Origin of the sequence: Actinomadura graeca, from assembly GCF_019175365.1 — a bacterium.
GTDB lineage: Bacteria > Actinomycetota > Actinomycetes > Streptosporangiales > Streptosporangiaceae > Spirillospora > Spirillospora graeca.
Genome location: NZ_CP059572.1, coordinates 1,071,135 through 1,084,879 on the forward strand (window position 1 = coordinate 1,071,135; position 13,745 = coordinate 1,084,879).

At 75.0% G+C, this 13,745-nt stretch carries 11 protein-coding genes; 8 read left to right on the forward strand and 3 right to left on the reverse strand.

What is annotated here, in order from left to right:
- The first annotated feature begins 61 nt into the window (after window positions 1-61).
- Entirely contained in the window at window positions 62-1,057 is a 996-nt protein-coding gene (locus tag AGRA3207_RS05140) for an aldo/keto reductase (RefSeq protein ID WP_231333394.1), read from the forward strand.
- Between the two features lie 84 nt (window positions 1,058-1,141).
- Here the strand turns inward: AGRA3207_RS05140 and AGRA3207_RS05145 are convergent, their stop codons facing one another.
- Window positions 1,142-2,173: a Rieske 2Fe-2S domain-containing protein gene (locus AGRA3207_RS05145; protein ID WP_231333395.1), complete on the reverse strand. Its 1,032-nt coding sequence runs from the start codon at window positions 2,171-2,173 to the stop codon at window positions 1,142-1,144.
- 178 nt (window positions 2,174-2,351) lie between these two features.
- Between AGRA3207_RS05145 and AGRA3207_RS05150 the strand changes: the two genes are divergently transcribed.
- On the forward strand, window positions 2,352-3,782 hold the full coding sequence (locus AGRA3207_RS05150) for a cytochrome P450 (RefSeq protein ID WP_231333396.1): 1,431 nt from the start codon (window positions 2,352-2,354) through the stop codon (window positions 3,780-3,782).
- On the opposite strand, the gene AGRA3207_RS05155 is transcribed toward AGRA3207_RS05150, so the two are convergent.
- Both AGRA3207_RS05155 and AGRA3207_RS05160 read right to left on the reverse strand, forming a co-directional pair.
- Window positions 3,680-5,260, reverse strand: a complete 1,581-nt coding sequence (locus tag AGRA3207_RS05155) for a prenyltransferase/squalene oxidase repeat-containing protein (RefSeq protein ID WP_231333397.1) — start codon at window positions 5,258-5,260, stop codon at window positions 3,680-3,682. The two genes, AGRA3207_RS05150 and AGRA3207_RS05155, sit on opposite strands and share 103 nt — an antisense overlap.
- Window positions 5,257-6,123: a terpene synthase family protein gene (locus tag AGRA3207_RS05160; RefSeq protein ID WP_231333398.1), complete on the reverse strand. Its 867-nt coding sequence runs from the start codon at window positions 6,121-6,123 to the stop codon at window positions 5,257-5,259. The genes AGRA3207_RS05155 and AGRA3207_RS05160 overlap by 4 nt, the downstream gene beginning before the upstream one ends.
- A 270-nt stretch (window positions 6,124-6,393) precedes the next feature.
- On the opposite strand from AGRA3207_RS05160, the gene AGRA3207_RS05165 reads away from it, so the two are divergent.
- From AGRA3207_RS05165 to AGRA3207_RS05190, 6 genes are all read left to right on the forward strand, one after another.
- Complete coding sequence (locus AGRA3207_RS05165; RefSeq protein WP_231333399.1) at window positions 6,394-7,458, forward strand: polyprenyl synthetase family protein; 1,065 nt, start codon at window positions 6,394-6,396, stop codon at window positions 7,456-7,458.
- 95 nt (window positions 7,459-7,553) lie between these two features.
- Window positions 7,554-9,617 carry an ATP-binding protein gene (locus AGRA3207_RS05170; RefSeq protein WP_231333400.1) on the forward strand — a complete coding sequence of 688 codons (2,064 nt, stop codon included), beginning with the start codon at window positions 7,554-7,556 and terminating at the stop codon, window positions 9,615-9,617.
- 253 nt (window positions 9,618-9,870) lie between these two features.
- Window positions 9,871-10,923, forward strand: a complete 1,053-nt coding sequence (locus AGRA3207_RS05175; RefSeq protein ID WP_231333401.1) for a rod shape-determining protein — start codon at window positions 9,871-9,873, stop codon at window positions 10,921-10,923.
- A 76-nt stretch (window positions 10,924-10,999) separates the two neighbouring features.
- The gene (locus AGRA3207_RS05180) at window positions 11,000-11,932 is read left to right on the forward strand and encodes a DUF5954 family protein (RefSeq protein WP_231333402.1); all 933 of its coding nucleotides are present in this window, start codon (window positions 11,000-11,002) and stop codon (window positions 11,930-11,932) included.
- Between the two features lie 110 nt (window positions 11,933-12,042).
- Window positions 12,043-12,981 (forward strand): MBL fold metallo-hydrolase, encoded by a 939-nt coding sequence (locus AGRA3207_RS05185; protein ID WP_231333403.1) that lies wholly within the window; start codon window positions 12,043-12,045, stop codon window positions 12,979-12,981.
- 309 nt (window positions 12,982-13,290) lie between these two features.
- A complete protein-coding gene (locus AGRA3207_RS05190; protein WP_231333404.1) occupies window positions 13,291-13,659 on the forward strand; it encodes a hypothetical protein in 369 nt (122 codons plus the stop codon).
- Window positions 13,660-13,745: the final 86 nt, after the last annotated feature.

The window sequence follows — 13,745 nt, forward strand, 5'->3', positions numbered from 1 at the left end:
GCCCGCCCGGCCGGGCCCGGTGCTTGACCCGGAGCCCACTCCAGGTGGTTGGCTGCGGATCATGGACTACACGCAGCTCGGCCGCACCGGCCTCAAGGTCAGCCGCCTGGTGCTCGGCACCATGAACTTCGGGCCGGAGACCGGCGAGGCCGACAGCCACGCGATCATGGAAGCGGCGCTGGACGCGGGCGTGAACGTCGTCGACACCGCGAACGTGTACGGCTGGGCCGCGGACAAGGGCCGCACCGAGGAGATCATCGGCTCCTGGTTCGCGCAGGGCGGCGGGCGCCGCGAGAAGACCGTCCTCGCGACGAAGGTCTATGGCGACATGGGGGCGCCGGACGCGCCGTGGCCGAACCAGGGCAGGCTGTCGGCGCTGAACATCCGGCACGCGGCCGAGGCGTCGCTGAGGAGGCTCGGCACCGACCACATCGACCTGTACCAGTTCCACCACATCGACAGGTCGACGCCCTGGGAGGAGATCTGGCAGGCGCTGGACGTGCTGGTGCAGCAGGGCAAGGTGCTGTACGTCGGATCGTCCAACTTCCCGGGCTGGGGCATCGCGCGGGCCAGCGAGACGGCCGCGCGGCGCGGGTCGCTCGGCCTCGTCAGCGAGCAGTGCCTGTACAACCTGGTGGAGCGGCGCGCGGAGATGGAGGTCATCCCGGCGGCGGACGCCTACGGGCTGGGCGTGATCCCGTGGTCGCCGCTCCAGGGCGGGGTGCTCGGCGGCGTGCTGCGCAAGGAGCGGGAGGGCGGCGGATCCCGGTCGCGGTCGGGACGCGCGGCACAGATGCTGGCCGACCCGGCGGGGCGGGCGCGGATACAGGCATACGAGGACCTGTGCGAGGAGCACGGGGCGGCGCCGGGCGACGTCGGCCTCGCGTGGCTGCTCAGCCGCCCGGAGGTCACCGGCCCGATCGTCGGGCCCCGCACCCGCGGTCAGCTCGACTCGGCCCTGCGCGCGGTCGAGCTGAAGCTGACGGAGGACTTCCTTGAGGCCCTGGACGAGATCTTCCCGGGCCCGGGCCCCGCGCCGGAGGCGTTCGCCTGGTGACCGCCCGCGCGGAGCCGCTGCCAGAGCCGGTCGCCGAGGGAAACCTCGACCGGCTTGCCGCTGCGCTCCAGCCGGCCCTCGACGTCATTGACTCAATTCACAAGCAAAGTCCTCTCGGATCCGGCTTGCACTGCTTGTCCGCGTGTAGAACTGGGCGGCCCAGCGGCGGTAGGGGGTGATGGGCCCGTCCCCGCCCGCGAGCCTGGGGCGGTGCAGGTAGCCGCGGTTGTTCCAGATGGGGAAGTCCTCCCGGACGTCCGCCCACATGGTCGGGCCGATGAGGCGGGTGGCGAGCCAGGCCGCGGGGCCCGTCAGCACTCTCGGGCGGCGGGGCCGCGTGAAGCGGAGCGCCAGCAGGGCGCGCAGTTCCAGTTCACCGGGTCCGGTGGGGGTCTGCAGGAAGAGCGCCTGCACCTCCAGGCCGAGGCTCGGCACGACGCCCCGCGCCGAGTTGACGCCGAGGCCGTAGGCGCGGGCGACGAAGCGGAACTCCAGCGCGCCGAGCGGCGGGAAGCCGCGCCATGTGACGACGTCCGCGCGCATGCCCGCGCCGTCGAACTCCAGGTCCCGGATCCGGGCGGACCGGTACCCGTGCAGGGCGGTGAAGTGGCCCATGTCGATGGTGTTCTCGACGATGTCCTGGGGATGCGCGGTGAGCCGGTGGCACCGCCGGATCGGCGCGGGGAAGCCGCCGGTCATCACCGGCGGCACCTCCCACCGGGGCGGGCCGCCGGCCGCGTCCCACCACAGCAGGACGGCCCCGTCGAGCTCGCGGATCTCCAGGTGCTCCAGGCCCGTCCTGGGCGGCGGGGCGCCGTCGCCGGTGGCGACGCACCTCCCGTCCGCGGCGAAGGCGAAGCGGTGGAACGGGCAGACGAGGTTCTCGCCCTCGACGGTGGACCCGTGGCCGAGGTGCGCGCCGAGGTGGGGACAGTACGGGCGGACGGCGCGCGGCAGGCCCCGGCGGGTGCGGTACAGGACGACCTCCTCGCCCATGAGGCGGCGGCGCAGCACCGTGCCGGGCCGCAGCTCGTCGCCGAACGCGACGCCGTACCAGCCGTCCGGATAGGGCAGTAGCGGACGTGATTCGGAAATAGAGGGAATTGTCGTAATCATTGAGACACCTTTCGCGGTCGACGAGGACGACATCGGTCATTGTGGAGCAAACGCCGGATCGCGACCCCGGCGCGAGGGATATTCTCTTGCGCGATCACGACGCTTTCCTCGCAGCACATTCTTTTCCGCCCGTATGTCGGAAAAGTAATGCCGAGGGCATGACGAGAATCGAGGTTCGATGCCGGTCCCGACCGTCCCCTGCGCCCCCGGGCGCCTGCCGCTTCTCGGCCACGGGCCCCGCCTGGTCCGCGATCCCGTCGGGCTGCTCCAGTCGCTGCGCGGCGAGGGACCGGTCGTCCGGTTCCATGTCGGGCGGCGGCCGGTCCACGTGGTGAACGCGCCCGACCTCCTGCGCCGGATGCTGGTGACCGACGCCGGCGCCTTCGTCCGCGGCCTCGCCTACGACCGGGCGCGGCCGTTCCTCGGCGACGGCCTGGCCACCGCGGACGGCGACGCGCACCTGCGGCGCCGCCGGCTCATGCTGCCGTCGTTCCACCGCGCACGCCTGCTCGGCTACACCGGCGTCATGCGCGCGCAGGCCGACGCCCTGGCCGGGTCGTGGCGGGACGGGCAGCGCGTCGCCATGGACGAGGCGCTGCACCGCACGAGCGCCGCCGGCGCGCTGCGGGCCCTCTTCCGCACCGACCTGGACGACGCCGCCGTCGCCGAGATCGACGACTGCGTGACGGTGTTCCTGCGGGAGATCCCGCTGCGCGCGGTGCTCCCCCGCTTCGCCGAGCGCCTGCCGACGCCCGGCAACCGCAGGTTCGCCCGGGCCGCCGCGCGGCTGCGGCGGATCGTCGACGGGATGATCGAGGAGCGCCGGGGCGCCCCCGGCACGCGGGACGACCTGCTGTCCCTGCTGATGGACGCGCGGGACGAGGACACCGGCGCGGGCATGACACCCCGGGCGCTCCGCGACGAGGTCATGACGATCCTGGCGGGCGGCTCGGAGACCGTCCCGTCGACGCTGTCGTGGCTGTACCACGAACTGGGCCGGAACCCGGCCGTCCAGGCACGGCTCCAAGCGGAACTCGACACCGTCCTGGACGGGCGTCCCGTCGAGTTCGCCGACCTGCACGAGCTGTCCTACACGCGGCGCCTCATCGACGAGACCCTCCGGCTCCACAGCGTCGCGTGGATGATGTCCCGGCGCGCGCGCACAGACGTCGATCTGGGCGGGTACCGGATCCCCGCAGGAGCCGAGCTGCTGTTCAGCCCCACGACACTCCACCGGGACCCGGACCTCTACCCGGACCCGCTCCGCTTCGATCCCGACCGGTGGCTCACCCCGCCGCCACGCGAGTACTTCATCCCCTTCGGCGCGGGCCCCCGCAAATGCGTCGGCGACCACTTCTCCTATATCCAGATGGCCGTCATCGTCGCGACGGTGTCCGCGCGCTGGTCGGTGGCCCCGGTGGAGGGGAGCCGGGTCCGGGAGCGCGCGTCCGGGGCGCTGCGTCCCGACCATCTGCCGATGACGGTGACGCGCCGGCGACGGGACGGCTACGGCAGGCCGCATGGCACTTCACCCCGGGCGGCGGCGTACGCGCGGGCCAGTTCCGCACCGGCCAGCACCGTCGAGCAGGAGACGAGGTACGGCGTGTAGAGGCTCCGACCGACCCACAGCTCCGGGAAGGGCCCGTCGAGGTGGTCGAGCAGATAGCGGCGGGCCCCTTCCCAGGCGGAGACGGGCACGCGCATGCCGTGGCGGGCCAGCGTGTCCAGATTGAGGACGGCGCAGCCCGTCTCCTCTGGCGTGCCGCGCCCGTACCAGCCCCAGGACCCGTCCGGACGCTGGGTGTCGAGCAGCCAGGCCAGCGTCCGGTCCAGGGGCACGCCCGACGCCCTGCACAGCGCGGAGGTCACGTGTGCGGTGGCGTAATACGGCGACACGTGCCATTTGTCGTACCACCAGGCGTCCTCGCGGCGGGTGTCGAGGAGGAACCCGACGGCCTTGCCCATCGGCCGCGCGTACGCGTCCGGGCGCAGCGCGAGCGCCTCCAGCACGCGCGCGTTCGGCGTGACCGACCCGTCCCGCTCGCCCGGATAGGTGAAGAAGCAGTGCTCGCCCTCGAAGGCGAGCAGGCCGTCCAGCAGGTGCCGCACGTCGTGGCCCGTCGCGTCCAGCACCATGATCGCCATCGCGCTGTCGTCGGGGTCGGGCAACGGGAAACCGCCGCTCAGCCCCAGATGGCCGCGTGTCCCGAGAAGCGCGCGCAGCACGCCGAGGCCGCGGGCGGCGGCGGGCGAGCCCCGGTCGAGGAGCCCGGCGCGCAGCAGGTGATGCAGCGTCCAGGCCAGCTCGAACACCTCGGTCGGATAGAGGGACGGGACGCCGCCGTCCGGGCCGAGCGCGGCCACGGACTCCAGGTAGCCGAGCGGCCCGTCGCCGCCGCAGGCCGTCCAGAGCGCGGCCGTCGCGGACGGCGAGTTGGCCAGCGAGCCGTCCGGGCCGGTGAACCGCGCGAGCGCGCGCAGCCCGGGGTCGGGTTCGATGGTCTCCAGGGAGTACATCAGCGACGTGGGCTCACCGAGCAGCCGCCGTCTGGGGATGAGGTCCAGTTTCGCCCGGCGCGCCTTGGTGAGGTCGTCCCATTCCCCGCGCGGCAGGTCGAGGCCCCGCTCGGCCGCCTGGTCGAGCAGCAGCGGCACGGCCATCTCGAATCCCATGGTCTCCCCGACGGCGGCGCCGCGCCAGGCCGACGAGTGGGACCGCAGGTAGCGCACTCCCGCGCGCACCGCGTCCGCCCGGCCCGGCAGCGGCGGGCCCGGGTCGCTCAGCGCGACGACGGCGGCCAGCGTGCAGACCGTCCGGTCGTGCGGCAGCTCGATCTCCCCGCCCCACGACCCGTCCGGCCGCTGGTGGTCCACCAGCCAGCGCCGCGCCCGCGGAAACCGCACCGGCCTCGCGCGGGAGGACCCCCGGTGTTCCCCGGAACCGCCCGGCCCATCGCCACGCAGCCGCGACAGCCACGCCGTCGTGTACGGGCACGGCCCGAACGAGCCGCCGGTCCCCAGCCGGCCGAGCAGCGCCTCCGCGCGAGGACGGGTGGAAAGCCTCGTCTGGTCGTCTCGTCCGGTCATGCCGCGTGCCCGGCGTCGACGCGCTCGTAGTGGCGCACGGACCACAGGAGCAGGCGTTCCAGGGCGAGCGCCGGGCCGGGCACCGCGCCCAGATGGGGCCGGAGCGCCGTCCGGCAGCGCGCGACATGCCGCGTGACCCGGCTCCTCACCTCGTCGGGCGGCAACCCGAGGGCGAGCGCGTCCAGCACCCCCTCGCGCCGCTCGCGGCCGTGCCCGCGCAGGTCGTTGGCCAGCCGGACGGCCAGGCACGCGTCCCGCAGGGGGCGCCGCAACGCCGGCAACGGGGAGGACGGCATGTCCGACCACATCGCGAGGACGAGGGGCGCGAGGGCGATGCTCGCGGCGCCGTGGCGCAGATAGTCGCCCAGCGCGGGGGCCGGGCCGCCCTCCCGCACCCGCTTGGCCGCCTCGTACTCGAAGAGCGTGGCGGCCAGCGCCGCGTCCACGGCACGCCGCCACGGCGGCAGCGCCGCCGGCGCGACGGCGACGTCGTCGCGGATCTGCGCCAGCGCCGTCCCGAGCGCGCCCTCGCCAGGCGCCGCACCCTGGGCCACGGCGCGGAGGCCGGCCAGGCCGGCACGCAGCCGGGCCGCGTCGCGGCGGGCACCGGGGCCGTCCGTCCAGGCGTCCAGGGCGAAGATCCACAGGCCGGTCCGCGCGGTCAGCCGGGCGCCCCGCCCGGACATCCAGGGCGCGACGAACGCGGCCGGCAGCGCGCACAGCGGCGCGAGCGCCGGGTCGAAGGGCGGGCCGAGCCGTGCCGCCCACTCGGCGGCGCGGGCGGTGAGCGGCGCGGCCACGACGGCGGCGTCCGCGGCGGCGAGAACGTCCAGGGGCGGGAGAACGCCCCCTTCCATGTCCATTTTCAACTCTGCCGATCCTTTTTAGGAGATTGGTACGGCGGGGGCCTCCCGCCGCTTTCCCAGGCCGCGGACGAGGCAATCAGGCGGCCGGACGGCGCGGCCCCCGTTTTGCCCCCGCGCCTCCCCTTCGCTCCGGGTCCTTTGCACGGTGGTGGCAGAGTTAAGAAAGGGTCATGGAAAGGTAATGTCAGCACGCCCGGCGGCACCGTTCCGTATGTTCTGGATCGTTCGGATTACGGTGGCCACGATCTGCCGGGAAGGACCGATGGAGTGACGAGCACGACGGCGACCGAGGCACCGCCACCGCGCACCGGGGACGCCGGGCACGGCGGGCGGGCGCTCGCGCGGACCGCAGCGGTGTTCGCGCCGGCGTTCCGCGCGGCGGTGCACCGGCTCCCCGCCCCCGTCCGCGGCGTCGCGGGCTACCACCTCGGCTGGTGGGACGAGCACGAGCGGCCCTCCGGCACGGCAGGCGGCGATCCCGCGATCCGCCCCGCGCTGGCGCTGCTGTGCGGCGAGGCGGCCGGGGCCGGACCGTCCGGCGCGCTCCCCGCCGCCGTCGCCGTGGAGCTCGTCCACACCTTCTCGCAGCTGCACGGCGACATCATGGACGGCGCGGCGACCCGCCGCGGCCGCCCCGCCGCCTGGACCGTCTTCGGGAAGCCGCGGACCCTGCTGACCGGCGATTCACTGCTGGTCGCGGCCGTCGACACGCTTTCCGCCGGGCCCCCGGACGTGGCGTCCCGCGCCCTGCGCGACTTCTCGGCGGGTCTCCAGGACCTGTGCGCCGGGCAGGGCGCCGCGCTGCGGCTGGCGTCGGCGCCCGGCGCGACCCTGGACGACTGCCACGAGGTGATCGCGGGAAGGACCGCGTCGCTGCTCGGCTGCGCCTGCTCGCTCGGCGCCATGCACGGCGGCGGCGGCCCGGAACAGGTGCGCCTGATGCGCATGTTCGGCGAGCGCCTCGGGCACGCGCTCCAGCTCGCCGGCGACATGCACGGCATCTGGGGCGATCCGCGCGGCGCCGGGCTGCCCGTCCACGGCGACCTGGCCCGCCGCAAGCGGTCGCTGCCCGTCGTCGCGGCGCTCGCGTCCGCCACCCCGGCGGGCCGGGAGCTGGCCGCCGCCTACGAGACGGACGCGGAGTTCTCCCCCGCCGTCCTGTCCCATCTGGCGGCGCTCGTCGAACGCACGGGCGCGCGGCGGCTGGCCGCCGGGCTGGCCGCCGAGAACCTCGCGAGCGCGCTGGCCTGCCTGGACGCCGCCGGTCCCCTGCCCGGCCCCGCCGCGGAGCTGCGCGCCGTCGCCGATCTGGTCGGCGCCCGCGCCGGCTGAGCCGGGCTCCCCGCGTCCGGTCCCCGCCGTCCCGGGCGCCGTCCGGCTTCGGCCGTTCCGCTCACTGCGAGCGATTCCCTGGCTACGGTCGGACGATGAGCACTTCGGCGACGAGCGGCGGCGGGCGGGCCGGGAACCTGCCCACCGGACTGCCGGTTCTCGTGGGACGGACCGCGGAGCTGGCCGAGCTGGCCGGCCTCCTCGGCACGGCACAGCTGGTGACCCTGACGGGCGGGGGCGGCGTCGGCAAGACCCGTACCGCGCTGGAGGCGGCCCTGCACGTCCAGGACCGGTTCCCCGACGGCGCGTGGCTGGTGGAGCTGTCCCGGCTGCGCGATCCGCTGCTGCTCGCGCACGCGATCGCCGGGGCGCTGGACCTCCACGACCAGGGCACGCGACCGCTGGGCACCGTTCTCGCGGACTTCCTCGGCGCCCATTCGGCCCTCCTGGTGCTGGACACCTGCGAGCACATGGCGGACGCCTGCGCCGAGCTGGTGACCGAGCTGCTCGCCGAGGCGCCCCGGCTCCGGATCCTGGCGACCTCGCGGCAGCCGCTCAAGGTCGACGGGGAACGGGTCGTCACGCTCCTGCCGCTGCCCGTCGACGACGCGGACGACGACGGGGTGCGGCTGTTCGCCGAGCGCGCGCGGCACGCCGTCCCCGGGTTCACGGTGGACGAGGCGAACCGCGCCGACGTGGTGCGCCTGTGCCGCCGGCTGGACGGGCTGCCGCTGGCGCTGGAGCTGGCGGCGCCGTGGCTGCGGGTCCTGCCGGTGCAGGCGGTCGCCGACCGGCTCGACGACCGGTTCCGGCTGCTCGCCCGCGGTCCCGGCCGGGAACCGGGCAGGCACGAGACGCTGCGGACGGCGATCGGGTGGAGCCACGAGCTGTGCGGCCCCGCCGAGCGGCTGCTGTGGGCGCGCGCGTCGGTGTTCGCCGGGCAGTTCGACCGGCGCACCGTCCAGGAGGTGTGCGCGGGCGGGCCCCTGGCCGCCGCCGACATCCCCCGGGTCCTGGAGCGGCTGGTCGACAAGTCGATCCTGCTGGAGGACGGCACCGGCCCGCACGCCCGCTACCGGATGCTCGACACCGTCCGCGAGTACGGCGCGGGGTGGCTGCGGGAGCTGGGCGAGGAGCCGGAGATCACGCGGCGGCACCGCGGCTTCCACATCGACCAGGCCCGGCGCGCCTACGCGTGCTGGATGGGCGGCAGGCAGGTCTCGTGGTTCGAGCGGGTCCGCGCCGTCCACGCCGATCTGCGGGTCGCGCTGGAGCACTCCCTCGCCGACCCGCGGGACGAGGGCGACGCGCTGGAGCTGGCCGGGGCGCTGTGGTTCTACTGGTACGCCTGCGGGTTCCAGCGCGAGGGACGCCACTACCTGGAACGCGCGCTCGCCTCGTCGGCGATACCGGACGCGAGGCGGACGCGGGCGGCGTGGGCGCGCGGGCTCATCACACTCTCCCAGGGCGACCTCACGGCGGCGGCGGAGTCCGCCGCGATGTGCCGCATCGGCGCGGAGCCGTCCGCGGAGACGGCCGCCGCGTTCCTGGACGCGTCGGTGCTGGCGCTGCGGGGCGAGAACGGCCAGGCCGTCGCCGTGCTGCGCGCGCTGGAGCCGGACCCGGCGCGCGGCGGCGTGGAGGAGGCGGTCTGGTACCTCGAACGCGGCGTCCGCGCGTTCGCCCACGTCCAGCTCGGCGAGCTTGAGCAGGCGGCGGCCCTCGCCGAGGAGTCGCGGGTGTGCAGCGCCGTGACGGGCGAGCGCTGCCTGCAGGCGTGGGGCGACTACGTGCAGGCGCTGGCCGAGCTCGGGCTCGGGCGCGCCGCGTCCGCGGCCGGGCACGCGCGGGAGGCGCTGGAGGCCAAGCGGCCGCTGCACGACACCTGGTTCATGGCCCTGTGCCTGGACGCCCTGGCCATGGCCGTCGCCGCGACCGGCGACCCGGCGCGGGCCGCGCGGCTCACGGGCATCGGGCAGCGGATCTGGCGCGCACACGGCCTCCCCCAGCTCGGCTCGCCGGAACTCGCCGCCGCGCGGGAGGCGTGCGAGCGCGGGCTCCGCTCCGCCCTCGGGGACGAGGCGTACGACGCCGCGTACGCCTCCGGCCTCCAGACGCCGCCCGACGAAGGCATCGCCTACGCGCTCGCCGACGGCTGACGGCGCCTACGGAGGTCGGCGGCGCTCGCGGACGGCCGACGGTGCCCGCCGTCGCCGGGCAGATGAACCCTTGGGCGCGGGACGGGCGTCCGGGCGCCGGCGCACGGGATGCCCGGGAGACGCTGTCCGACATTTCGGATCCGGGTTCGCCGGGTCGTTGCCATTCGCTTACCCGGCCGTGGGCATCGCCACGGACCCCCCGGGCATGAACAGGACTCCGTGCAGCATTCCGGGCGATGGGGGGGACAGCACGATGTGGGACTACGCGGGCCGGGACACGGCGATCGACCTGGGCAGCGCGACCGTGCGGATGCACGTCAAGGGCCGCGGGGTCGTCTGCCGTGAGCCCTCGCTCCTGGCCCGGTCGCGGCGCACCGGGCGGATCCTCGCGCTGGGCGCCCCCGCGCGGCTGATGGCGGGACGCGATCCCGACGTCAAGCTGATCCGGCCCGTCCGCGAGGGCGCGCCGACCGAGACCGACGAGGCCGAGTACCTGATGAGGCACCTCGTCCGCACCCACCACGGGCGCCATTACATGGCCCGCCCCCGCCTCGTCATGACGGTGCCGAGCGGGATGACGTCCGTGCACTACCGGGCCCTCCAGTTCTCCGCCTACCAGGCCGGCGCGCGGCGGCTGACGCTCGTGCCGACGCCGATCGCCGCCGCCGTCGGCATGGGCATGATCGAGGCCGGCCCGGAGATCGCGGTCATCGCCGACATCGGCGCGGAGGTCACCGACGTCGGCGTCATCGCGTTCGGCGGCCTGGTCACCTCGCACACCGCGCACGTCGGCGGCGCGTCCCTGGACCGCGCCATCGCCGCGCTGGCACGCCGCGAGCACGGGGTGTCGCTGTCGCTCACCGCCGCCGAGTCGGCGAAGATCGCGGTCGGCGCGGTGCCCCCGGTGGGACGGCACCCGGTGCGGCAGGCGATCGTGGAGGGCCGCGACGTGGAGTCCGGGCTGCCCCGGCGGCTCGTCCTCACCACCACCGACGTCCAGCGGGCCATCGAGGGGCCCGTCGCCAAGATCGTGGACGCCGTCCGGGCCGGTCTCGGCGGCTGCACGCCCGAGATCTCCGGCGAGCTGCTCAGCGTCGGCGTCACGCTCACCGGCGGGTCGGCGCGGCTGCCGGGGCTGGAGCGGCTCATCCGCGAGCGGACCGGGCTGAGCGCGTGGCTGGGCGACGACACCGGCGACGCGGCCGTGATCGGGGCGGCGGACGTGGTGCGCAACGCCGCCGCGCGGCATCCCTCCCGCGACCTCACACCGCGCCCCCATCTGCTGACGACGGTCCCCCAGTACTGACCGGCGCTCGGTAAAACGAGGTGACCGGGTGGCCGTTTCCGTCACGGACGGGTCGCCATGACGTCACGATGGGTGCATGGCCATCGAGGGGATGCCCGGATACGACCTGATCAACCTCGTCAGGGATCTCGGGCCCGTCGAGGCGGTCCGTGACCAGGAGGCCGCCGAGCGGATGCGCGTGTATCCCAAGATCGTCGGCGCCGGGCCGCCGGACTTCGGCGTCGCCGAGCGGTCCGGCGGCGCGTGGCGGATCCTGCACCTCGGCGCGATCGAGCCGTACGGGGCGCGGGTGGATCTGGCGATGCACCTGCGCCGCACGGCGGGAGGGTTCGACCGGCGCGTCCGCGAGCGGATGCTCGCCATCGCCGACCGGTGCGACCCCGAGGTCGGCGAGGCCACCGTCCAGAACGACTTCGCGGCCGGCCACTGCCGCTACCGGATCGTCCGGGTGCTCGGCTTCACGCGCTTCGGTGACAACGGGCCCGAGCCGGTCCGCCCGACCGACACCGAGGCGGGCCCGCTGCGCTCGTTCACCATCGACCCGACCGCGCCGGTCGGCCCGTCCGACGCGGCGCTCCGGCTGGAGCTGCTGAGCCTCGTCCCCGCCGCCGGGACCGTCCCGGAGGGGATGCGCCAGGAGGCCGTCACGGCGATCCGCGACCACCCCGGCGTCGTGCTGCTGCCGCCGGAGTTCACCGTCGTGGAGGACCTGGACGACCGGTGGCGCCCGCTGACCGGCGGAGACGGCCCGCAGGACGCCCGCGACGCGCTCGCGCACTACTTCCGCGTGATCCTGCCCCGCTACTCCCCGGACGGCACGCCGCCGCCGAGCCCCGGCGAGCTCGCCGAGTACGCGCGGGCCGCCGACCGCGTCGAGGCCGACCGCGGGGTGGAGTTCGTGGCGTGCGGGCGGCGGTTCCGCATCGTCCGGGTGGTGCGCATGATCAGGGTGGGGCCGGACGGCCCCGAGCCCGCCCGCGCGTCCGACGAGGACCCCGAGGGCCGGTGACCACGGCGCCGCCCCCGCGGACGGGCGCCCCGCCGCTTCGCTAGGCTGCCGCACGGCGGGCCGTCACTTCGGACCGCCAGCGCACGCGCGACCGGCACCCCGGGAGACCCATGAGCGACGCCCCCGACCGCGATGGGCCCGGAGACCCCCGGCTGGAGGAGGTCTCCGACGGGATCTTCGCCTACGTCCAGCCCGACGGCACCTGGTGGATCAACAACACCGGCTTCCTCACGGGCGCGCGCGGCGTGACGAGCGTGGACTCCTGCTCGACCGAGCGCCGGACCCGCGCGTACCTGGAGGCGATCCGGTCGGTGACGCCCCGTCCCGTCCGGACGCTGGTCAACACCCACCACCACGGCGACCACACGTTCGGCAACCACCTGTTCTCCGGCGCCACCGTGGTCGGCCACGAGGAGACCCGCGCGGGCGCGCTCGCCTGGGGCATGCCGTTCGACGAGCCGTACTGGACGAAGACCGACTGGGGCCGCGTCGAGCTGGAGCCGCCGTTCCTCACCTACACCGACGGCGTGACGCTGTGGGCGGACGACCTGCGGTGCGAGGTCCGGCACGTCGGGACGCCCGCGCACACCACCAACGACTCGATCGTGTGGATCCCCGAGCGGCGGGTGCTGTTCTGCGGCGACCTGCTGTTCAACGGCGGCACCCCGTTCCTGATGCAGGGTTCGGTGGCCGGCGCGATCGCGGTCCTGACCGGGGTCCTCGCCCCGCTGGGCGCGGAGACGATCGTCCCCGGGCACGGCCCGGTCGCCGGGCCCGAGCTGATCGGCCGCGTGGCCGCGTACGCCGGGTTCGTCCAGGAGACGGCGGCGGAGGCGAAGGCGGCGGGGCTGACGCCCTTGGAGGCGGCGCGGGAAGCCGATCTCGGCGAGTACGCGGAGCTGACCGACCCCGAGCGGATCGTCGGCAACCTGCACCGCGCGTACGCGGAGCTGGACGGGCTGGAGCCGGGCGCGCCGATCGACCTGGTCACGGCGCTCGACGACATGATCGCCTACAACGGCGGGCGCCCGCTGACCTGCCGCGCCTGACCTTCCGAACCCGACCTGCCGGCGCCGGACGCCCTCCCGCCCCGCCGACAAGGTGATCATCGGCGGCGGCCCGCGCGCGGCGCGGGCCGTCACCGGCGGGTGAGGAGTGGCTGACGTGGCCGCATACGGTCACCTGCGCCTCCCACCTCCCACGATTACCGCACGTGAGGGCGCTGCGCACGGCTCGGCGCGCGTCCCAAAATCATCCTTAGAAGCGCTCTGTAATTGAACGATCACCTATCGCTATGGAAACTCTGCGTCATCGGGAGGAAACTCATCGTGCAAGGTACCCCCGAACGAGGAGAAAGCATGCTCTCGAAGAGGACCACCACCATCACGCTGGCCGCCCTGGCCGCCGGGGCCTGCATGGCGACGACCGCCGCCGCGCAGGCCACGGGCACCACCCAGCACGCCCCGGCCGCCGCCCGGGCCGCCGCCCTGCCGCCCGGCTACCAGGTGGTCACCCTGCCCAACGCCAACGTGCCGAACTTCCAGCGCCGCACGCTCCTGTGCCCCGGCACCAAGAGGGTCCTGGGCGGCGGCGCCGAGGCCCAGGGCAACCGGGCGATCCTCGTCGGATCGTTCCCGACCCCCGACGGCCGCGGCTGGATCGGCATCGGCCGCCAGGACGGCTACAACGACGTCGGCATCAGCGTCTACGCGATCTGCGCGGACTGATCCCGCACGTCCCGCTCCGGCCCCGGTCGCCCGCCGCGACCGGGGCCGGTCCCTGTCCACGGGCCACCTGTCCACGGGCCACCTGT